The 20,833-nt window shown below is 59.2% G+C and carries 20 protein-coding genes; 9 read left to right on the forward strand and 11 right to left on the reverse strand.

The window, feature by feature from the left end; all coding sequences use genetic code 11:
• Positions 1-4 precede the first annotated feature (4 nt).
• A complete protein-coding gene (gene frc, locus BCY88_RS01890) occupies positions 5-1,255 on the forward strand; it encodes a formyl-CoA transferase (RefSeq protein WP_120342772.1) in 1,251 nt (416 codons plus the stop codon).
• 124 nt (positions 1,256-1,379) lie between these two features.
• On the forward strand, positions 1,380-1,811 hold the full coding sequence (locus BCY88_RS01895; RefSeq protein ID WP_120342564.1) for a PAS domain-containing protein: 432 nt from the start codon (positions 1,380-1,382) through the stop codon (positions 1,809-1,811).
• A 77-nt stretch (positions 1,812-1,888) separates the two neighbouring features.
• On the opposite strand, the gene BCY88_RS39765 is transcribed toward BCY88_RS01895, so the two are convergent.
• Complete coding sequence (locus tag BCY88_RS39765; protein ID WP_183081244.1) at positions 1,889-2,029, reverse strand: hypothetical protein; 141 nt, start codon at positions 2,027-2,029, stop codon at positions 1,889-1,891.
• Between the two features lie 287 nt (positions 2,030-2,316).
• Here BCY88_RS39765 and BCY88_RS01900 point away from each other — a divergent pair, with 287 nt between their 5' ends.
• Both BCY88_RS01900 and BCY88_RS39770 read left to right on the forward strand, forming a co-directional pair.
• Positions 2,317-2,751, forward strand: a complete 435-nt coding sequence (locus BCY88_RS01900) for a universal stress protein (protein ID WP_120342565.1) — start codon at positions 2,317-2,319, stop codon at positions 2,749-2,751.
• Positions 2,752-2,790: 39 nt separating this feature from the next.
• Positions 2,791-2,946, forward strand: a complete 156-nt coding sequence (locus BCY88_RS39770; RefSeq protein ID WP_183081245.1) for a hypothetical protein — start codon at positions 2,791-2,793, stop codon at positions 2,944-2,946.
• Between the two features lie 38 nt (positions 2,947-2,984).
• Here BCY88_RS39770 and BCY88_RS01905 read toward each other — a convergent pair whose 3' ends face one another.
• On the reverse strand, positions 2,985-3,302 hold the full coding sequence (locus BCY88_RS01905) for a DUF1840 domain-containing protein (RefSeq protein WP_120342566.1): 318 nt from the start codon (positions 3,300-3,302) through the stop codon (positions 2,985-2,987).
• A gap of 550 nt (positions 3,303-3,852) precedes the next feature.
• Between BCY88_RS01905 and BCY88_RS01910 the strand changes: the two genes are divergently transcribed.
• From BCY88_RS01910 to BCY88_RS01925, 4 genes are all read left to right on the forward strand, one after another.
• Entirely contained in the window at positions 3,853-5,016 is a 1,164-nt protein-coding gene (locus BCY88_RS01910) for an HPP family protein (protein ID WP_120342567.1), read from the forward strand.
• 104 nt (positions 5,017-5,120) lie between these two features.
• Entirely contained in the window at positions 5,121-5,534 is a 414-nt protein-coding gene (locus BCY88_RS01915) for a MarR family winged helix-turn-helix transcriptional regulator (protein WP_120342568.1), read from the forward strand.
• Between the two features lie 6 nt (positions 5,535-5,540).
• Positions 5,541-7,331 (forward strand): chloride channel protein, encoded by a 1,791-nt coding sequence (locus BCY88_RS01920; RefSeq protein ID WP_120342569.1) that lies wholly within the window; start codon positions 5,541-5,543, stop codon positions 7,329-7,331.
• A gap of 256 nt (positions 7,332-7,587) precedes the next feature.
• On the forward strand, positions 7,588-8,070 hold the full coding sequence (locus tag BCY88_RS01925; RefSeq protein ID WP_120342570.1) for a universal stress protein: 483 nt from the start codon (positions 7,588-7,590) through the stop codon (positions 8,068-8,070).
• Between the two features lie 87 nt (positions 8,071-8,157).
• Here BCY88_RS01925 and BCY88_RS01930 read toward each other — a convergent pair whose 3' ends face one another.
• The 4 genes from BCY88_RS01930 to BCY88_RS01945 form a co-directional block, all read right to left on the reverse strand.
• On the reverse strand, positions 8,158-8,481 hold the full coding sequence (locus BCY88_RS01930) for a hypothetical protein (protein ID WP_120342571.1): 324 nt from the start codon (positions 8,479-8,481) through the stop codon (positions 8,158-8,160).
• A 48-nt stretch (positions 8,482-8,529) separates the two neighbouring features.
• A complete protein-coding gene (locus BCY88_RS01935) occupies positions 8,530-9,588 on the reverse strand; it encodes a sugar-transfer associated ATP-grasp domain-containing protein (RefSeq protein WP_404935663.1) in 1,059 nt (352 codons plus the stop codon).
• A 77-nt stretch (positions 9,589-9,665) separates the two neighbouring features.
• Positions 9,666-11,048 carry an undecaprenyl-phosphate glucose phosphotransferase gene (locus BCY88_RS01940; protein ID WP_120342572.1) on the reverse strand — a complete coding sequence of 461 codons (1,383 nt, stop codon included), beginning with the start codon at positions 11,046-11,048 and terminating at the stop codon, positions 9,666-9,668.
• Positions 11,049-11,088: 40 nt separating this feature from the next.
• A complete protein-coding gene (locus BCY88_RS01945) occupies positions 11,089-12,573 on the reverse strand; it encodes a mannose-1-phosphate guanylyltransferase/mannose-6-phosphate isomerase (protein WP_259461211.1) in 1,485 nt (494 codons plus the stop codon).
• A gap of 561 nt (positions 12,574-13,134) precedes the next feature.
• Between BCY88_RS01945 and BCY88_RS01950 the strand changes: the two genes are divergently transcribed.
• Complete coding sequence (locus BCY88_RS01950) at positions 13,135-14,382, forward strand: O-antigen ligase family protein (protein ID WP_120342574.1); 1,248 nt, start codon at positions 13,135-13,137, stop codon at positions 14,380-14,382.
• A gap of 93 nt (positions 14,383-14,475) precedes the next feature.
• Here BCY88_RS01950 and BCY88_RS01955 read toward each other — a convergent pair whose 3' ends face one another.
• The 5 genes from BCY88_RS01955 to BCY88_RS01975 all read right to left on the reverse strand — a co-directional run bounded on the left by BCY88_RS01955 (position 14,476) and on the right by BCY88_RS01975 (position 20,782).
• Positions 14,476-15,669: a glycosyltransferase family 4 protein gene (locus BCY88_RS01955; protein WP_120342774.1), complete on the reverse strand. Its 1,194-nt coding sequence runs from the start codon at positions 15,667-15,669 to the stop codon at positions 14,476-14,478.
• A gap of 54 nt (positions 15,670-15,723) precedes the next feature.
• Complete coding sequence (locus BCY88_RS01960; protein ID WP_120342575.1) at positions 15,724-17,040, reverse strand: lipopolysaccharide biosynthesis protein; 1,317 nt, start codon at positions 17,038-17,040, stop codon at positions 15,724-15,726.
• Between the two features lie 29 nt (positions 17,041-17,069).
• Entirely contained in the window at positions 17,070-18,080 is a 1,011-nt protein-coding gene (locus BCY88_RS01965; RefSeq protein WP_120342576.1) for a glycosyltransferase, read from the reverse strand.
• 122 nt (positions 18,081-18,202) lie between these two features.
• Positions 18,203-19,663 (reverse strand): hypothetical protein, encoded by a 1,461-nt coding sequence (locus BCY88_RS01970; protein ID WP_183081246.1) that lies wholly within the window; start codon positions 19,661-19,663, stop codon positions 18,203-18,205.
• Between the two features lie 3 nt (positions 19,664-19,666).
• Positions 19,667-20,782: a glycosyltransferase family 4 protein gene (locus BCY88_RS01975; protein WP_120342776.1), complete on the reverse strand. Its 1,116-nt coding sequence runs from the start codon at positions 20,780-20,782 to the stop codon at positions 19,667-19,669.
• Positions 20,783-20,833 lie beyond the last annotated feature (51 nt).

Below are 20,833 nucleotides of genomic sequence, written 5' to 3' on the forward strand. Positions count from 1 at the left end.
CAAAGTGACCAAACCTCTCGAAGGCATCAAGATCATCGACTTCACCCACGTGCAGGCCGGCCCTGCATGCACCCAGTTGCTCGCCTGGTTCGGCGCCGACGTGGTCAAGGTCGAACGGCCAGGCTCGGGCGACGTGACGCGCAATCAGTTGCGCGATATCCCCGACGCCGACGCGCTCTACTTCACCATGCTCAACAGCAACAAAAAGTCGCTGACGCTGGACACGAAAAAACCCGAGGGCAAGGAGATACTCGAAAAACTGGTCCGTGAATCCGACGTGCTGGTCGAGAATTTCGGACCGGGCGCGTTGGACCGGATGGGGTTTTCCTGGGAGCGCCTGAACGAACTCAACCCGAAGATGATCGTCGCGTCAGTGAAAGGCTTCAGCGACGGCCACCACTACGACGACCTGAAGGTCTACGAAAACGTCGCGCAATGCGCCGGTGGCGCGGCCTCCACCACCGGCTTCTGGGACGGTCCGCCGACCATCAGCGCGGCCGCGCTCGGCGACAGCAACACCGGCATGCATCTGGCCATCGGCATTCTGACCGCGCTGCTTGGACGCGACAAAACCGGCAAAGGCCAGAAGGTCGCGGTATCGATGCAGGACAGCGTGCTGAACCTGTGCCGCGTGAAACTGCGGGACCAGCAACGCCTGGAACGCGTGGGCTATCTCGAGGAATACCCGCAGTATCCGCACGGCGAGTTCAGCGACGTGGTGCCGCGCGGCGGCAATGCGGGTGGCGGCGGTCAGCCGGGCTGGGTACTCAAGTGCAAGGGCTGGGAGACGGATCCGAACGCGTACATCTACTTCACGATCCAGGGCCACGCGTGGGAGCCGATCTGCAAGGCGCTCGGCAAACCCGAGTGGATCAGCGACCCGGCCTACAAGACCGCCGAAGCGCGTCAACCGCATATCTTCGAGATCTTCGGAACCATCGAAGCATGGCTTGCCGACAAGACCAAATTCGAAGCCGTCGATATTCTGCGCAAGTTCGACATTCCATGTGCGCCGGTGTTGACGATGAAGGAACTGGCCAACGATCCCTCGCTGCGCGCGAGCGGCACGATCGTTGAAGTGCCGCACAAGAAACGCGGTTCGTACCTGACGGTCGGCAGTCCGATCAAGTTCTCGGATATGAAGCCGGAGGTCACCGCCTCGCCTCTGCTCGGCGAACATACGGACGAAGTACTGGCAAGTCTTGGCTACAGCAAGCAGGACATCTTCAATCTGCGTGAAATCAAGGCGGTTTAGCGATTGAACCGTGTCAGGCCGTATGCCCGTGTGTATGCTCGGGCCTGTGGATACGGCGACCTTCGCGGGCGCCGTATCCACGTAGCCAATTCAAGAATCCGTGTTTTACAGTCCGGGGCGCACCATGCAAACAAGCATCGACTTCGAGCAACTCGTCAGCGTAATCGGCGACGCGATCATCATTTCGGATGCCGACGGCAGCATCACATTGTGGAACCCCGCGGCCGAGCGCATGTTCGGCTTTACACAAAGCGAGGCGCTGGGAAATTCGCTGGACCTGATCATTCCGGAACGTCTGCGCGGCCGCCATTGGGACGGCTATCACAAGACCATGGCAACGGGCGAAACCCGCTATGGCAATGACGTGCTGCGTGTGCCCGCCGTGCATAAGGACGGGCGCGCGCTATCGATTGCCTTCACGGTTGCGTTGCTGCATTCGCCGCAAAACGAACTCACCGGCATCGTCGCCGTGATCCGCGACGAAACCAGCCGCTTCCAGGAGGATCGCTTGCTGCGCAAGCGCCTCACGGAACTGGAAGCGGCCGCACGCGCGTAGACGGCGCAAAACGCGGCCGCCGGCGGCGTCACCGCGCCGGACAGGCCGCCGCCTGACGCATCACTGCACCTGTCGTATCACTCGACAGGTGGTTCGCCTTCGCCACGCGTTCTCGCGGGCTTGTCTCCCGCTTCGTCACGTTTTGGCATCTTGCTTTTTTCGTTATCGCTGTGCTTCACCGGCTGCGGATGCCTGAGTTTTTCGTCGACGTCAATCATGATTCCCCTCCCTCGCCTTTGCTGATCACCCCGCTGTGATCAGGGGCCAACAGCGCAATGCGGCAAAAATCACGCGGCTGCGACTTCACCGGCATCAGCCACTTCGCCGCCCCGAATCAGGGCCACGCTAGTCGCCTTTGCCGGATGCCGAAATATCTCATGTTGTGATGTTCGACCGATCTCTCAGGCTCGTCAAGAGGGCCATCCGGCCATGCTGCCAGGTCAGACGTCCATATATGTCACGTCGTGATATACAATGAAATCAAAGATTCACATGAGAGTGCGCGATGGCCCCGTTCAACCGGATACTTCTCTGCTACGACGCCACACCGGAGGGGCGGCTCGCGCTGCGCTACGGTGCGGCCTTGGCGCAGCAGTTGCAAGCTGAAACCCATCTGCTCTCGATTTTCGACTGCACACACTGGTCGGGCGGATTCGACGTTCTGTCGTCGATGAAATTCGAGTTCGATGAGCAGGCGGCGCAGGAAACCCTACGCGAAGGAATTGACTGGCTGCACACGTGGGGTGTGACCGCGACGGGACACTATTCAGTTGGCAATGCGATAGATCAGATTTCCCGCCTGGCGGATTCATTGAGCGTGGACCTGATCGTCATCGGACATCATCCACACGGCTTTTTTGCGCGCTGGTGGACAGGAGAGAACCACGCCTTGCTGCTCGACCGCGTCTCTTGCGGCGTCCTGTTCAAGGTGGCCGCCTGAAAGGCCGGCATGTTTTCGAATCGGGAGGAGAAAATGATAATGGATCTGATGGTACAGATCGCAGTGTCGGCCGCAGTGCTGGTGATGGTGATTCTTTTCGTTATCGCCCAGGACAGCCGGCCCAACTCCCGTGAGCGGATTCTGCGGCATGCAGCCGGCAAGCACTGGTGGAACCGCACGCGTCACGAGCCGTGACGCGGCTGGCGGCATCAACTCGCGCGGCAGTCCAGCCTCTACAGCCCCCAGATGATGTCGGCGTTATGTTTGCTGGCTTCCCGCATCATGTCGAGAAATGGCCAGGCCCGCTGTGACAGCCCGCTGCCGGATTCCTGACGGCGTTCGCGGGAATATTGCAGCGATTCGAGGGCAATCTCCGCTTTTTCATCGTCCGAAATCGCCGCTTCAAGACGGCTGATTGCACGCGGCAGCTCGTCATGGAGGATAACCCCACGCGTATCGAGCCGCTTGCCCACAAGACCCAGCAGATACTGGGCAAGATCTCTAAGCATCACAACATCGGGCGTAGCAGGCGATTGAAACGTGATCAGCATAATGGCTCCTTGCTTCGATCTGCATCGCGCCATCGCACCGGAAAGCCTTTCGGACTCACCCAGCGGGATTAGCGCAGCGCATCTTTCGCACCATGGCGCAGCGCGACCCGGCAACCGGCGGTCATGTCCCACAGCAACGGCCGGGGCCTCCACGATGACCGGCTTTGCGCATCGGCGCGAGACACAGCATCCCCAAAGGCGTGTGCCATCCGGGTAAATCATCTTTGTAGTTTCATCCGGACTACGCCTGTTCAAGAACCGGCCACCAGAAGGCCTGCCTTCATTTTATATCACAACATGATCCAATCAAGTGGAAATTAGCGTCAGTTGGAGCACCTGCGTGTCACACGCGGAACAAGTCCGACTCGCGCGTCAGCGAAAATCTGTCGGATTACCGTGACGAGGCGCGTACTTTTATATCACAATGAAATATAATCATGACGACACGTTCTTTCGCTTCGTAGGGATTTGGCCTTAAGGTGTGGTGCCGTCCTACGTGATACCCACCATCTTTCCTACTCGAACCTTGTCCCGCACTTTGTCCCGCTCTTTGTCCCATTACGCTGTGATCCGCTGGTTTTCCGGCTTTGCCCCCCATCCCATCGCGGTCCGCTGGCCCGAGCGCTTCAGATCGTGCCTCGGCGCATTGCTTGGCATTGCGTTCACTGGCGGGACCATGCACCTCCTGCTAGGGCCGGCGGCAAGCATTCCGCTGCTCGTGGCGCCCATGGGCGCTTCGGCGGTGCTGCTGTTCGGCGTGCCGGCCAGTCCACTCGCGCAACCGTGGTCCATCATCGGCGGCAATATCGTTTCCGCGACGGTCGGCGTGGCCTGCGCAAACTGGATTGCGGATCCGGTGGGCGCCGCCGCTCTGGCCGTCGCGCTCGCAATCTGCGCGATGTTCGCGCTACGGTGCGTGCACCCGCCGTCGGGCGCGGTCGCCCTCACCGCGGTTCTGGGCGGCCCGGTGGTGCACGCACTGGGCTACCGCTTCGTGCTCGAACCGATTGCAATCCAGTCAGTGGCGCTGCTGTGCGCCGCAATCGCCTATCACGCGGCTACCGGGCACCGATACCCGCACGTCGCCCAGAGTTCGAACAGAAGCGCGGCAGCATCGGCTGCGGCGCCGAACGAAGGTTTCACGCGCGCGGATCTCGAGTCGGTGTTGAACCGGCGCGGGGAATTGCTCGATATCGACACGGACGATCTGGAATCCCTGTTGCGCGACGTGCAGCTGCAGGCCTATGCCCGCACGTTCAATGAACTGACCTGCGCGGACATCATGTCGCGTTCGCTGGTTGCGGTGTCGGCCACCACGAGAGCGTCTGCCGCCTGGAGCCTGCTGAAACAGCGCCGCATCAAGGCACTCCCGGTCACTGATGAAAGGCAGCACGTGATCGGCATCGTGACCCGCGCCGATCTCGTCGACAAACGCGCGTTCAGCAAAGTGTCCGGCCTGTCGTCGCCGCTGCAACGCTGGTTCCGGCGCAGCATCACCCCGGCGCCGCTGGTCGGCGCCCTGATGAACGTAGACGTCCACACGGTCGAGGCGGCGACCCCAATCGTCGAACTGGTGCCGGTGTTCGCGAACTACGGGCACCACCATATCCCTGTTCTGGACGCAAATCAGCGGCTTGCGGGAATGATCACGCAGGCCGACCTCATCGCCGGGTTGTATCGGCAGGCTTACGCCCAGCAACGACGCGCGGCATAGCGCGATCACGAAGTAGCGCGATCACGCAACCCTGCGCCGAACACGCGCATACATATCACGTCATGATATAATTTACATCTTGCCAATTTCTTCCCAGAACGCCGATGAAAACACTCACTCGTGGCCTGACCAAAGCGGACTTCGCACAACTGTCCGAGTTTCGCTACCAGATGCGGCGCTTCGAGCGTTTTTCCGAGCAGGCCGCCCAGGGCGAAGGCATTACGCCATTGCAATATCTGCTGCTGCTGCATATCAAGGGTTATCCGGAGCGCGACTGGGCCACTGTCGGCGAGCTGGCCGAACGGCTCCAGGCGCAGCACCACGGCGTAGTCGCGCTGGTGTCCCGCTGTGAGGCGCTCGATCTGGTCCGCCGGAAGGTCAGTGAGACGGATCGCCGCCAGGTCGAAGTTCATCTGTTGAAAGCGGGCGAGCTGGTGCTTGCCCGTCTCGCCGAAATGCACCGTGCCGAACTGAAGTCGCTCGAAGGCGCGTTTAATGTTCCCAGGATTGATTTTTGAGTCACCATGAGTCTCGATACCCATAAACGCGATTTCTCCTCCAACGCACGGCTTCCCGGCATTTCCGCACTCGCTGCGGGAATCGGCGCCCTTAGCACGCTCGCCGCGTTCGTGCTGCTGAGCCTGATTCATCTGTTCACGAATCTGTTCTTCTTCCAGCAGTTTTCGTTTGCGGACCGTTCGCCGGCCGGCAACACGCTGGGTATCTGGGTGGTGGTTATCCCGGTGATCGGCGGTCTCATCGTCGGTTTCATGGCCCGTTATGGATCGGAGAAGATTCGCGGGCACGGCATTCCCGAAGCGATCGAAGCCATTCTGTTCGGCAAGAGCCGCATGTCGCCGAAAGTGGCGATTCTCAAGCCTCTCTCGTCCGGCATCGTGATCGGCAGCGGTGGGCCGTTCGGTGCGGAAGGCCCGATCATCATGACCGGCGGCGCACTGGGATCGCTGATCGCGCAATGCGTGAAGGTCACCTCCGCTGAACGCAAGACGCTACTGGTTGCCGGCGCGGCGGCGGGCATGACCGCCGTCTTCGGCACACCCGTGGCCGCGGTCCTGCTCGCGGTCGAGCTGCTGCTGTTCGAATGGCGTCCGCGCAGTTTTCTGCCGGTCGCCCTCGCGTGCGCGGTCGCCGGGTTTGCACGCGCGGCATTCTTCGGCACGGGGCCGCTGTTTCCGCTCGAAACTGCGCCTCCCGGCGCGCTGTCGCTCGTGTCCTGCGTCATCGCGGGGCTGATGTCCGGTGCGCTCGCATCGGGTCTTTCGGCCGCGTTGTACAAGACTGAAGATCTGTTCGGCAAGCTGCCCATCCACTGGATGTGGTGGCCTGCGCTCGGCGGCCTCGTCATCGGTATCGGCGGCTTTATCGAACCTCGCGCGTTGGGGGTCGGCTACGACGTGATCGGCGATCTGCTGCACCAGCACATTGCCATCCAGATCGCGCTGGCGATCCTGGTGGTGAAAGCGATCATCTGGGTCGTGGCGCTGGGCTCGGGCACCTCGGGCGGCGTCCTTGCACCGTTGCTGATGCTCGGCGCGGGGCTCGGTGTCGTGTTCGGCCATGTGCTGCCGGGCGGCGAGCCTGCCCTGTGGCCGCTCGTTTTCATGGCAGCCACGCTCGGCGCCACGCTGGGGGCACCGCTGACAGCAATCGTGTTCGCCTTCGGACTTACGCACGACAGCAATGCCTTGCTGCCGCTGCTCGCCGCAACACTGATCGCGCACGGGTTTGCAACGGTCGTCATGAAGCGCTCGATCATGACCGAGAAGATTGCCCGGCGCGGTTATCACATTTACCGGGAATACGGCGTCGATCCGCTCGAGCGCCACCACGTCGACGAAGTGATGTCACGTACGGTCGAAACCATCGACGGCGGGATATCCGTGAGCGAAGCGCTGGAAACATACTTCGGCACAACACAGAAACATCGCGCCTATCCAGTCGTGCACCAGGGCGCGCTTGCGGGCGTGGTCGATCGCGCGGTACTGGAAAAAATTCGCAATGACGAGACAGAGCATGCACTCGACTCGCGCCTCTACGAAGTGTTGCGCCACCGTTCGCCCACTTTTGCATTGCCTAGCGAAACCTGCCGGCTCGTAGCAACGCGGCTCGCGGTACACGGCCTCGAACGCTTGCCCGTGGTCACGGATACCGCAACCTTGCAACTGATCGGCATTGTGTCGCGCAGCGATCTGGTCAAGCCGTCTCTTGCCCACTTCGACGAAGAACACAAGAAGGAACGCTTCCGGCGCTTGCGGATCTCCACCGGCAAGCGGCACTTCCCGCCGGTGCCCTGAGTCGACTGGCAATCATCTGCCGCGCCAGATAGGCGCTTCTTCCGTGCCCCTTCGGGGGCACACCCTCCTGCCTTGTCCGCCAGTTTCGCAAGCGCATATACATCACGAAGTGATATATAATGAATTCGTGCGATGCGCAGCGATGCAATCTCATCGCTGCGCTACGGCATGCATGAGCGGCGGCCCTCCGAACGGTTGAGCATCCGCCGTCAGGCTGCCGGATAGCAAGGTCTCCTGAACCGGAGCAAATAACGATATGTCTGCATTCGGGCGCATTCTCCTGTGTTATGACGCAACCCGTGAAGGGCGCCGCGCGCTACGTCATGGCGCGTCATTAGCGGAGCAGATGAAGGCTGAAACGCACCTGCTTGCCGTTCTGAACAACCCGGCGTGGTCGCAGGGGGCAGACATTGCGTCTGCCGTACCGTTCGATACGCTGGAGCAATCCGCAAGAGAGATACTCCGCGATGGTGTCGAAAAACTCGCTGCGCGAGGCGTCATCGCAACGCCCCACTTCGCCATTGGCGACCCTCTGGACCATATCCCGTTCTTTGCCCGTGAGTTGAAAGTTGACCTCATTGTCGTGGGGCATCGACCCAGCGGGCCAGTCCGTCGATGGTGGAGCGGCAAGAACGATAGATTGCTGCTGGACAGGGTTTCCTGCGCGGTACTGGTCGCCATGGACCCGGACGACGAGAATGCTTACGAGTCATCCGAGGCATTCTCCGCACATGCATAAAGGCATCGGGCAAAGCGCGTAGCCGAAAGCTTCGGGTGCGCGACATCCTTGCGATGCCCGAATTTCGCGCGATATAGCCTTCGGGTGTTACTTACCACGCCCGCTCGACACCAGCTTTTTCACACGGCGCACCATACTCACGAGCACGCCGTCGGGCTTGTTCGCCGACTGCCGTCTGTGCGGCATATGCTGAAGATCATCCCAGTCTTCTTGCAACGCACGCGCATGATCGGCCGCGTCGAATGGCCATTCGACCACCACCGCTCTCAAGACCGCCGCGCGCGGGCCCGTCTCGGCGCTGTCTATATACGCGTTAATCGCCAACGCTTCCTGCTCCGCCGTTCGCTGGGAATCGGCGACAATGAAGTCGTTAAGTCCTTCGATATGAACGCACCACAACCGTTCGCCCACGTCCTGTCTCCGCTGTTTTCGCGCTGTCTCCGCACTGTCTCCGTTTGTTCACGCCACCGCTCTTAGCCGCTCCCACTTCAAATCCGAAAAACAGGGGCCTTGCGTGGCTTCACTGAACTTCACGTCGTTGTGTTCGCCGTTCCATTCCATGACCTGAACGCTTTCGTCTGCATCGACGGTCACATCCCATCCTATGCATCGGGCAAAAGGAACCTTCTTATGAAGATCGAGGACCATCGCAACACACTGCGCAAATGCCGGAATCTTCACACCTGAAAAGCAAACGCCCGAATCTGGATGCGCAGCGATCGCGCCCCAGTCGTTCATGTAACCCTCACGCCCCAGTTCACCGGTAGTCAGATCGACCGGCACGCAGATGTCGTGATCGCTCTGAACGTGCGTGTCGTCCGCTCTTCCCAGCCGGAAAAAACAGGCTCGAATAGAGATGCGGCCGGCATCATCTACGACTGTCGTAAAGCGCAACGTGGCAACTGGCTTCGACGCGAAAGCATTGAACACGCGGTGCTGGGTGATGAACTTCTGAATAACCCCATTGCCAAGCGATTTGATGGCCTCGCGGTCGAAATGCTCTCTATCGAAGAGGTACACGCCCTTACCCTGGCCTGACCCATCGAGCTTGAACACGACTCGGTCGCACTGCGCGAACACAGCGCTCTCGAGTTCGGGCTCTGGAATCACAATGCCTGTGTCCGTAAAGAACAGACCATTGGCGAAGTAAGCGATGTCCGGGAACGCATCGCTGCGGAAGATCAGACGCGATATCGGCTTCAGATCGGATAGCTTGCCGTACGAGCCTTTCATGCTAGGCACGACCACACTCCCGTAGTAGTTGTCCGGAATCCAACCCTCCTTGAACGTGCCACTGAATGCCGTGTAGACACGCAGCCACGGCGCGTAAACAGCACTCCCGAATATATCGCGCGCGTAAGTATCGGCCAGCTTCAGATTCGCCGGATCGGCCTGTCCATATTTCTTCTGCAGAAACCGCAGCACCTGCCCAGCCTGGGCGCCATGATTCCGGTGAAACCTGAATTGAGCCGCTCTTTTCAACGACCGCCTGACCATGCGCTCGACATCGAATGACATCATCTCCATCCTTGAACCCGCTAACGCCAACCTTCGCACTACTTCCTGTACCGTATTACTGGGACCTCGATCTAAGCTCAGTAAGCATTAGGATGATGAAGCCCCTTGAATACAGTCGCGAAAATGATCTTTACGTCGAGTCTGAATGACCAGTTCCTGAGGTAATACAAATCGTGCGCGACACGACCCTCCATCTTTTCGATGCGATCGGTCTCGCCGCGAAAGCCGTTAATCTGCGCCCACCCGGTAATGCCGGGCTTGATGCGGTAACGATGGATGTATCCGGAGACAATGTTCTGGTAGAGATCGTCGTGCTCGAGCGCATGGGGGCGGGGTCCCACCACCGACATATCGCCGCGCAGCACGTTAAAGAACTGCGGCAACTCATCCAGACTCGTACGACGAAGGAATCCCCCCACCCTGGTGATGCGCGGATCACCACGCGTCGCCTGCTCGAGCACACCGCGCTTCTGTTCATGCAGACGCATGGTGCGAAACTTGAAGATGGTGAAGACGCGTCCGTCCGCGCCTTTGCGACTCTGTTTGAAAAACACCGGCCCAGGTGAACTCAGCTTGACCGCAATGGCACAGGCAAGCAGGATGGGTGACACCGCGATCAGCGCGCCCAGTGCAAAGAGACGGTCAAACAACTCCTTCTGCACCAATGCGTTGGGCGGCAACGGTGACGCGGCCAGATTGATGGTCGGCACGCCCAGCAAGTCCGTAACACTGCCCTCAAACAGCGCTAACGTACGCACGTCGGGCATGAAACGTATATTGATCAGATCGTTGCGGAACTCATTGACCAGCGTGAGAATCGTGCGTTCCTCGGTCAATGGCAATGCGAGCCAGACTTCTCCGATCTGTCGTTCACGAACGTATCGAGCAAAGCTTCCATGCTCTTTAAAGACGCGCACCGCGGTCGTGGCCACCGTCGTGGTATCGGAGCGCACGTTATACAGCGCGTTTGGCCTGAACCCCGCGGCCGGATTCACCTCCATCTTGCGAATGATCTCGTCGCAGTGGTCCCCGCACGCCGCCACGGCAACCTGCTGCAAGTTCAGGCCCGCGTTGCGCGCCCGGCCAAGCACCATGTGCGTCACTATGCGGCCGGCAATCATCAGGCCGCCGGCAATGCCCGTCCAGTATGCAAACCATAGACGCGAGACGAAGTCGATCCGATGCAGCGAGAACATCAGCGCCATCGCGCAGATCTGCACCACGAGCCAGCCGAGTGCGACCTGACCCACCAACGCTCTTTTGGAGCGTCCGCGCCACGACTCGTACACACCGAGTGCTGGAAACACAGCCAGTGAAAACGCCGCGGCGAAAGCGACGAACGCAAAATAGAAACCTCGTTGAGAAGCATCGTCGAAGCGGATCCGGGAGGCCACGAGTGCGCCGGTCAGAATCATCGCCACGTCGAACAATCTTGCCAGTAGACCAGTAATCAATCGCATCACAGCCTCTTAGTGCATGCACCCAGATACCGGAGCCGATTCAACCGCACCGTCCGTACTTATCGTCGAATCTGACGATGTCGTCCTCGCCGAGGTACGTTCCCGACTGCACCTCGATGATCTGAAGCGGCACGCAGCCGGGATTTTCCAGACGATGGCGTATGCCAAGCGGAATGTAGGTCGATTCGTTTTCGCCGAGAAGAAACTGTTCTTCCCCGCGGGTGACAAGCGCTGTGCCGCTTACGACGACCCAATGTTCCGCGCGATGGTGATGCATCTGCAACGACAGACGCGCGCCCGGCATGACGACAATCCGCTTCACCTGGAAACGATCGCCATGATCGATCGAATCGTAAAAGCCCCACGGCCGGCGGACCTTTCTGTGCGCGTCGGCCTCCGGCGACTTGTCGCGCTTGATGCGTGACACCAGACCTTTGATATCCTGCACATGCGAGCGGTCGGCGACCAGCACGGCGTCGTCGGTATCGACGACGATCATGTTGTTCGTGCCGACACACGCCACCAGCCTGCCGCCCTGCGAACGCGCATAGGTGGCGGTTGCGCCTTCGAACAGCACGCGTCCGTTCGATGCATTGCCGCACTCGTCCTTTTCCATTGCCTGCCAGACCGCATCCCACGAACCGAGATCCGACCAGCCCGCTTCGAGCGGCACCACGATTGCGCTGAATGGCGAATCGGGTTTGCCAAGATGCTCCATCACCGCGTAATCGATCGAATCGGATGGCGAACGCAGGAATCCGGCGGCATCGGGAATGACACACTCATCCGTTTTTTTGGCGCCTTGATATGCCTCGACACACGCCGCATGTATCGCCGGCTGGAACCGCTCGATAACGGCCAGCCAGACGGACGAACGGACCACGAACATGCCGCTGTTCCACCAGTAATTGCCGGATTCGATATATTGCGCGGCGAGTTCCGCAGCAGGCTTCTCGACAAAGCGCTCGATGCGATGCGCACCATCCGGCAGTGCCTCACCGAGGCGGATATAACCAAATGCTGTATCGGCTCGGTCAGGCGGAATGCCTAGCGTGGCGATCTCACCCTTCAGCGCATGACGTGCGGCAATTTCGATCGACTGGTGAAGCGCATCCAGATCCGCAATGGCATGGTCCGCGGGCATGGCGACCAGGATGGCATCCTGTCCATCAGCGCACGCCGCGAGCGCAGCAAGCGTGAGCGCCGGTGCCGTGTCCCGGCGAGCCGGTTCGACGATGATGCGCGCATTCACGCCAATCTCCCGAGCCTGCTCGTAGGTCGCGAAGTAGTGCTCGGCCCCGCACACAACGAGCGGATCCTCCGCGATCTCCCAGGTTGCGCTGAAACCCGCCATCCGACCCATCGTGGCCTGGAGCAAACTCTGGTTGCCGATCACGTCGATCAACTGCTTTGGGAACTGCTCACGCGACACCGGCCACAGGCGAGTACCCGACCCGCCGGCGAGAATCACTTGCACGAGCGGCGGAAAATCCACCACCACCTGATCGGCCGCTTCACTATCCATCTCGCCAGTAACTACCGTAACGTTGCTCATTTAAAGCTCCTTTACATTGAAACCAGCTGGTGGACGAAGTCTTAACGTCCGCGCACAGCACGCTGTACCGTCGCACGCGTCGCTGGTTTCTTCTGTGATCAATGACAGGACGACTAAGTCAGGCGGACAAAGCCAGCGGTTCAACTCGCGGCAACAAAGGCACACGCGTTGACCATCGATCTGGCCCGACCGGAAAGCGTGGATAGCATTGCGTTTCGATCGCCACTGCATGTCGTTCAATAGTCACGACATGCATCGACTTCTACCGACAAGCTAGCGCCAAAGAACAGTACTTGATGAGCTTCATCATAGTCAGGCTACGCTGCACCACAGCATTTATGGCGCGATCCGTTGAGGTTTTGGCTCAGGTCGTTGGACCTGCTTTCGCGAGCACTATAAACACGCCTGTTTTCCGCGTCTGATGAGACAAGCGGGTTGGAAATCAGCTTATAGCCGTGATACCGTTGACGTGAACGAGTTGATGTTCTGGTACGCCATCCGCAATACGCCATCCATTCAACTGGAGCCGCAATGGCTTACATATCGCTACTCGCACTATTCCTGACAGTCACCAATCTGGTCCCCGTGAGCGCAGTTGGATTGGTACCACTCGCCTTTTGTCCGTGGAGATTTTTTGGACGCAGCTACCCCGCGTTCATGACGCCGCTCACAGCGTTCACGCTTCTCGTCATCGTCTCCACACTGCTCTACGATCCCAGGTCATTTCTGGAGTTCGATTTTTACCGGCGCGACGGTAATTTCTTCATCTCCTATGCGCCTATTTTTGCCGGTTGCCTGTACACGCACCGTTGGGATCTGAATAAAGTTCTCCGCACATTTTTTGTGTTCGCGGTGCTGATCAATCTGCCCCCCTACGCTTACTACATCGTCCACAACGGCTTACTCAGCATCTTCGCAAGTCCCGACAATAGTTTTGGCAGTTACTTCATTGCGCGCAACGCGGCAGGCGGGTTCTTCGCGATGCTGTTTTGCCTCGGCATCGCATGCTACCTGCACAGGCGCAGCAAGCTGTTGCTGGCCCTGCTCGCCGGCAATGCACTGATGCTGTTCTCCACCTATAGCCGAGGCTCGCTGCTGGGCGTCCTTGTCATCCTTCCCTACCTCTACTTCGGCCGCAAACGCTGGATGCTGGCAACGCTGATCGGCGGCCTTATCGCAGGCTCCATCGCAATGGCGATCTACCACACGGATCCGAGGGTCGACTATATGGGCTACACCTTCACGATCGAGAATCAGGATGCCAAGGTCGCCAATCTCGACATTCGCTATGAATGGTTGTGGCCGCGGGCGCTTGCGTACTTCGAGCAGAGCCCGATCGTGGGCCTTGGCTTCGGCTCATTCGACGATCACATCGGCGATGTGACGAACTACTTTCATCTACTGGGTATAGCGTCGGACAAGATCATCGAGCATAGCGACTCGCATGCTCACAATTCTTATCTGAACATTCTTGCGGAACTGGGCGTAGTTGGACTTGCCCTGATGCTGGGCTTCTACTGGAAGCTGATTGAGTGGAGCAAACACGGTGCGGCTGCCGCCGCGCTATTCGGCAGTGGACAGAACTTCGCCGCTTTCAGGTTCGTTGAAATCTCATCTGTCTGCCTGCTTGTCATGGCCGCGACAGAACATCGTCTGGTCTCGCCGTCGAATGTGCTGATTCTCGCTCTCGTCATCTCTCTGTTGCTGGCAGCGCAGTCGGTCAATAACGCCGCGATCAACCATCTTCAGCAGAAATCGAAAGACCAGGCCTTACTCTAAGTGCCGGCACGGTGAACCGGCGTATGCGAAACGATTCCCGCTGCCAGACGCCTGCGAAGAATTCCTGATCGGATATCGGCTAACGCATTGAAATCACGATACGACGTCAGCATGCTGGCGCTGATTGACGGGCAGTTGCTGGCTTGCAACCGGATATGGCAGAAAGTGTTCGAGACCCCCGTATGGAAGCCGGGAATCGATAAAACTCATCAGCGCCGCCTTGAAGTTCTCCGAAGAAAAACGCTCCGCGTTTCTACGGCATGCCCGGGGATCGAACAGACCCGCATTGCGCTCGAACCGCCCTACCGCCGCCAGCAACGACTCCGGCGTCTGTTCGCCAAAGAACACACCGGTAGGCCGTTCAAGCGGCAGACCGATGACGGACTCCAGTACACCGCCTCTGCCAAAAGCGATCACCGGCGTGCCGCATGCCTGGGCCTCCACCACCGAAATTCCGAAGTCCTCTTCCGCAGCAAAGACAAACGCACGCGCGCGTCGCAAATGATCGACAAGCGTTTCGAACGGTTGATGACCCAGGATCGTCACATTCTCGCCGGCTGCCGCCCTGATCTTCTTCATCTCAGGACCATCGCCAATCACCACGAGCCGGCGTTCAGGCGTCTGCGAGAAGGCCCGTACGATCAGATCAATACGTTTATACGGCACCATGCGCGAGGCCGTTACGTAGAAGTCGTCCTTTTGCGTGCATACGGTCATGCTGGCCAGATCGACCGGCGGATAGATGACGGTTGCTTCACGCTGGTAGGTCTTCCTGATCCGGCGGGCGATGAAATGCGAATTCGCCAGAAGATGATCCACACCGTTGGCCGAGCGCGAGTCCCATCCACGAATGTAGTGAAGCAGCATGCGCGCCATGATGGACTTGATGCCGGTGTTCAGATGAGACTCGTTGAGGTATTGATGCTGCAGGTCCCAGGCATAGCGAATAGGCGAATGGACATAGCTGACGTGAACCTGATTCGGTCCGGTCAGCACACCCTTCGCCACCGCGTGTGAACTGGAAATGACCAGATCATAGCCCGACAGGTCGACCTGTTCGATCGCGATCGGCATCAACGGCAGGTATGCACGATAGCGTTTGCGCGCCAAAGGCATCTTCTGAATGAAGGAAGTCTTGACGGATTTCCCTTTCACGCATTCGCGGTCTTCCAGAAAATCGACAACTGAAAAGATGTCCGCTTTCGGGAAACATTCGATGATGTTTTTCAGCACTTTTTCCGCACCGCCCGAAACCACCAACCAATCGTGAACAATAGCGACTTTCACTTCGACCTCCCGTGAGAATACGTCCGACATCCTTCATTTTTTCCACCACCGGCTTCATTCGTCCTTTGCAGCACGCGTCTGGGGCCGGAAACCGCACGCAACCCGAACCATTCCCAGCGCTCGCTCGCCTCCCGGTACGAGGCCAACCAGCTCAAGACGAACCACAACGACCACCAGCATGACCGATAGCAACCCCTCGCCGATCACCCGGGCGAGTGCGATGCCAACGGCGCCAAATCGAGGCGCAAGAATCAGCGCCGCAACCAGATTGATCAGACCCGACGCAATACCCACGATGGCAAGCAAACGATCCTTCCTTCGTGGCACAAATACGTAGCCCGCCACAAACTCGTTGAACGCAGCGAACGGGAACATCCACGCAAAGATCTGCAGAACGTGCGCACTCGGTTCAAAGGAGCGGCCAAGAATCAAAGGCAGTACGAAGGGTGACAGTGCAAGCGCGCCACAGAAAATCAGTAATCCGTACCCCATCAGCAGAGTCGCGCCGCGCCGGGTCGTTTCGTGCGCCCCTTGCATGTCGCCCTGTGCGAGTTGGCGCGTGATGGTGGGAATGAACACCTGCGCGGCCGGCCCCATGAGCGCGAGTGCGATCGTCGCAAAGCGTTCGGCCGCGCCGAAATAGCCAACCTGATCGGGCGTGGACAACAGCGTCAACAGGTAAGTGGACGACGCCGTGAATACGACCGACCCCGACGAATAGAGAAAAAGCATCGTCGAATTTCGTACGAGGGGGACGATACCTGCCAGCCTGAGACGCGGCCAGCCCAGCTGGTAGATGGTGAGGCCATAGGAAACAACCGAGGACGCCACACCGGCAATCAGAAGGCTCGCAAGCACCCATACCGCGTCGTCGGGTCCCTTTACGAGGCTCAGAACCAGCACGAGGCTCAGGAGAAAGCCGAACACCTCGATAATGATGGGCGTTCGAAACTGGTGACGCCCCTGAAACAGCCAACCGAGGTTCATTCCCGACACGATCCCCAGCAGCGTAGCCAGCACGCCGATCAACGGACGCTCGGACAAGATCGGCGAACACATCGTGGCAATCAGGCCGATGCTTCCGCCCACCACGCCATGCACAATGCGCGCGCTCACGTGCAACGAGAATATCTCGTTGCATTCCTCATCCGATTGCGCTTTCGACACGTCGCGCATGCCGACGGGGCTGAACCCGTAATTGACCAGCATCCATATCACGTTCATCAGCGACATCGAGGCCAGTACCCGGCCATACCCGGCTACACCGAGCATCCTCCCGTAGAACGGCACCACGATGATGAGGTACACGTACCTCATCAAATAGCCGCCGTAGACAAACCCAATAGTACGGATGCTCTTTCGTCTATCCATGCCGCTCTCCGTGTCCGCGTTTCTGGACTTCAACGCCCAACCACGCGACGGCGGGCAAGCGGGTTGGCGATATACCGCACCACGAAATCAGAAAGCGGCGAGTACGGCACGAGACACAGACTTGACAGTACAAGCGTGCCGAGCTTCTTCTTGAGGCTCCAGAATGGATTCGCGACAATGGTGTGCAAATAGTGCCCCGAATCCCGCATCATCCAGCGCCACCGTTTTTTCAGCGTCGCTCGATAGACACTTGAGCAGAAACGAGTCTTCTCGAGCGCGAAGTCGTGAAAATCAGGTGCCAGCTCGACCTGCAGCCGGGTCATTGCGATATTGCGCAATATCGCCCATCTCAGGTTGACGGCTTCCGGCGCCTTGTTGAGTTGCTCCGAGTTGGCGAATGACACCGTCGCACCACCCGTGTTGTGTACGCGATACCCGCCCAGCGACTTTCGCACCGCGGCGACGCGGCCTACCAGCGCCACACCGTAGATCGCGTAGAAGTCCGCCCCGTAACGATTGATGCCCGCCTCCGGAACCGGAAAAATACGTCTGAGCGCGCTCACTTTGTATGCATTGCCCGAGGCGGGCGGCGACGGATACAACCAGCCATCCAGCAACGATGCTCCGCAATCGGCGGGAGGATCGACATGAGGCACATAGGCGCCTGTCGGTGCGCCTTTGCCGTCCATAACGTCCAGACGAAACTGCACCTTTGCCCAGTCGCCGGCAGCAAAGAGCCGCATCACTTCGGAGACGGCTCCCGGATACAGCACGTCGTCGGAATCGAGGAAAATCACATAGTCCGTTTCCAGCAGCTCGATCGCCTGGTTGTAAGCGGACACCTGCCCGCCGTTTTCCTTGAGGATCGACGAGATACGTGCTCCGAACTTCTCGATGATCGTGCGCGATCCGTCGGTCGAGCCATCGTCGATGACCATGACGTGCGTCTCCGGATAGTCCTGCCCGAGCGCCGACTCGATCGCAGTAGCCAGATAGTGCTCGTAGTTGTAGTTGCAGATCACGACAGTGACGTGGTTCATGATATGTCGACGCTATCCAGAGGTTCGATCAGCCGAAATTCGGCAACCGTGAAACGACCGACGCATGCTGCGGGCATTCAAATTCGCTCGAATTGAGCATGGTCCTTAACGACTCAGTTCATTTAAGCGACTCCACGAACAACGACATAGGCAAGGTGTTTGGGCGGCTTGTTGTCCGCCCCATTGACGCGATCCGGCACCTTGAAACGAATCTTCAGGTTCTGGTCATTCCACGCCAGCGCAACATCGTCGCGAGCACTCGCCGTGCCACTCAGCGCGTCGATGAACTCGACTCGTGCGTTGCGTGACGGCAATGATTTGAGTCCCCCTACGGTGACGCTTTGCCAACCCGGATCCGCGTTGACCTGCATCACGACGTCATGGCCGGAAAGCAACGCACTTCCCGAAGCCCCAGGATCGAACTGCAACGGCTTCGAGAAGCTTGCCAACGATCCGTTCGCGGTCTGATTCAGAACGACCAGGCTTCGCCCGGATACGTTGTATGTCCGCCTGGGCGGACCGCGATGCGTTAGACGGAACGGCTCGTAGCCATCCCAGTGATAAATCATGGACAAGTACTTGTTCGGGTCGTCCCAGTTTCTGTCGAGTGCCCATACGGCGAAGTCGAAGAAATAGCGCGGTAAATAGTGCGGGTCCTTCATGTACTCGTCACCGATTTCCGTTTGCCAGATGCCTCGCGCCGGCCCGTTCCTGACGTACTGCTGATACAGCGAATCCAGCTCGGCAACGGGCAGATAATGCGTGTCGATGTAATCGACCCAATCCAGCATCCGCGCATTCAGCACAGGGCTCGTGTACTCAAGCCATGTTCTGAAGTTGTCGAGCCCGCCCTGGTCCGGCCATCCACCGTAGACCACGTACGCGCGATACTTGCGGATGATGCGCGCCGCCGGAATATGAATGCGCTCGACGTAATCCTGCATGGCGCGCTCGTACGGTTTCGAACTCTTTATGTTCCCGGCGGCGTCCGGGCCATGCCAGAAGGTCGCTTGAGCCAGTCCGCCCGACAGTCTGCCCGCTGCCTCATTCCAGATCTGGAAGTAGCGCAGGTTATAAGGCGGTGCGGAGTACGTACGAACCACGGCATCGACGTATCGCTCCCACGCATCGACGTCCACCGGCGCCGAGTTGCTGTCACCCGGCACGCTCGCGTTCCATGTGGGGGTATAGCCGAGTTGCAGGAGCGAGCCGATCCCATTGCGATCATTTGCGATCAATGCCGGCGGCAGCTCGCTATCGAATGCTGAACTGGTCTTGTCGATACGCATGACGTCCTGCGGTCCATCCTGTTGGCCCGGGCCGACCGAGCCTCGCCCCCAACTGATGCCCATTGCGCGCCACATCTGAACGTCGCTGGCCGCACCCGCCCAACCGTTCGAACCGATCAGCTCAGTCATCCTGCGACCACGCATTCCCTGAGCCCGCGACTCAGGCAAGAACGACGGCGCAGTCTTGCCCCGCGCGAACGGAGTCCACGCGCCGGCGAGCGCAGCAAGAATGCGTAACGCCCGCCGTCTGCCGGCGACGCTCGTGACCCGGTTGATTCGCCTGGTCACAAACATGGGCTAGCTCACTGACGCGCTGGGCGCGAGTTCCGGCACCTGATCGCCGGTATGGCCGTACAGAATCTGCAGCACTTTTCGCGCCGAGTATTCCCAGCGAAACTCACGCGCATGCGCCGCGCCCATGGTTCGGTAACGTTGCCGCAGTTCAGCATCGGCCATCATCTGGGAGATCTTCGCCGCGATATCGTCCGCCGACGTCGCGTCGCAGTACATGGCGGCGTCACCGCACGCTTCCGGAATGGAGGTCCGCGAGGAAGCGATCACCGGGCAACCGCAGTACATCGCCTCGAGCGGCGGCAGTCCAAATCCTTCGTATAGGGAGGGAAAGACGAGGCAGGCCGCATTCTCATACAGCGATTTCAACTCGCCATCCGATACGAAGCCGGCCCACACAATCTGATTCGAATGGGTCTGAGGCCCCATGTCCGCGCTGTTGAAGATACGTTTATTGCGACCGCCAACAATGACGAACTTCACGTCACTCAGATGCCCGAGCTTGTCGATCGCGTCGAGAACACGCTGCAGATTCTTTCGCGGATCGAGGCTGCCGACGATTACGCAGTACGCGTCTTTTTCCAGTTTCAGACGGCCCACAATTGCCGGATTCGCTATGACCCGGTCCAGATGATCCGCGCCGGGCGTGATAACCGTGACGCACGATTCGTCCACCTTCAGGTGATGGCAGATCCGTGTCTTCGAGTAGCTCGATACCGTCAGAAGCACCGGCTCCATTCTCCGCAGCATGGCGAAACAAACGCGATACCAAAGCCGGAATTTCCGCGAGAAGCCCTGCGGTACATCGTAGATCGCCATGTCATGAACCATCACAACTTGCCCACGCCTGAAAAGCGGATTGGTGTTGCACAGGTTGAGAAGCGTCCTTCCTCTCGCTGCAATCGGCAGCGTAATCTGCTCCCAAAGCGTGCCGCGCAGCCACGGGAAGCAGCGTTTGCGCTTGAGGTGCGTGCCCGGCTCGACAACGTTCTGCGGCACAAAAACTTCCAGTTCATCCCCGGGCGTCGCGCTCATCTGCATGGCCCGCGTGAGTTCATACGCCACACGTTGAACCCCGGTGACGGCCTGCGAGGTGAACTTTCCGTTGATTGCGAAAGCCATCGGCTTCTCCGTTTGAAGGCGCCACGAAACATCTGGCCGCAAGCTGCCTGC

This window comes from Paraburkholderia fungorum (assembly GCF_003610895.1).
In the GTDB taxonomy this organism is placed as follows: Bacteria; Pseudomonadota; Gammaproteobacteria; order Burkholderiales; family Burkholderiaceae; genus Paraburkholderia; species Paraburkholderia fungorum_B.

Coding starts and splice junctions, on each gene's coding strand:
- BCY88_RS01945 (WP_259461211.1), bottom strand. CDS start 12,573: ATGGATAGTGAAGCGGCCGATCAGGTGGTGGTGGATTTTCCGCCGCTC.
- BCY88_RS01915 (WP_120342568.1), top strand. CDS start 5,121: ATGAAAACACTCACTCGTGGCCTGACCAAAGCGGACTTCGCACAACTG.
- BCY88_RS01900 (WP_120342565.1), top strand. CDS start 2,317: ATGGCCCCGTTCAACCGGATACTTCTCTGCTACGACGCCACACCGGAG.
- BCY88_RS39765 (WP_183081244.1), bottom strand. CDS start 2,029: ATGATTGACGTCGACGAAAAACTCAGGCATCCGCAGCCGGTGAAGCAC.
- BCY88_RS01925 (WP_120342570.1), top strand. CDS start 7,588: ATGTCTGCATTCGGGCGCATTCTCCTGTGTTATGACGCAACCCGTGAA.
- BCY88_RS01905 (WP_120342566.1), bottom strand. CDS start 3,302: ATGCTGATCACGTTTCAATCGCCTGCTACGCCCGATGTTGTGATGCTT.
- BCY88_RS01970 (WP_183081246.1), bottom strand. CDS start 19,663: ATGTTTGTGACCAGGCGAATCAACCGGGTCACGAGCGTCGCCGGCAGA.
- BCY88_RS39770 (WP_183081245.1), top strand. CDS start 2,791: ATGGATCTGATGGTACAGATCGCAGTGTCGGCCGCAGTGCTGGTGATG.
- BCY88_RS01895 (WP_120342564.1), top strand. CDS start 1,380: ATGCAAACAAGCATCGACTTCGAGCAACTCGTCAGCGTAATCGGCGAC.
- BCY88_RS01965 (WP_120342576.1), bottom strand. CDS start 18,080: ATGAACCACGTCACTGTCGTGATCTGCAACTACAACTACGAGCACTAT.
- BCY88_RS01975 (WP_120342776.1), bottom strand. CDS start 20,782: ATGGCTTTCGCAATCAACGGAAAGTTCACCTCGCAGGCCGTCACCGGG.
- BCY88_RS01960 (WP_120342575.1), bottom strand. CDS start 17,040: ATGGATAGACGAAAGAGCATCCGTACTATTGGGTTTGTCTACGGCGGC.
- BCY88_RS01935 (WP_404935663.1), bottom strand. CDS start 9,588: ATGTCATTCGATGTCGAGCGCATGGTCAGGCGGTCGTTGAAAAGAGCG.
- BCY88_RS01940 (WP_120342572.1), bottom strand. CDS start 11,048: ATGCGATTGATTACTGGTCTACTGGCAAGATTGTTCGACGTGGCGATG.
- BCY88_RS01950 (WP_120342574.1), top strand. CDS start 13,135: ATGGCTTACATATCGCTACTCGCACTATTCCTGACAGTCACCAATCTG.
- BCY88_RS01920 (WP_120342569.1), top strand. CDS start 5,541: ATGAGTCTCGATACCCATAAACGCGATTTCTCCTCCAACGCACGGCTT.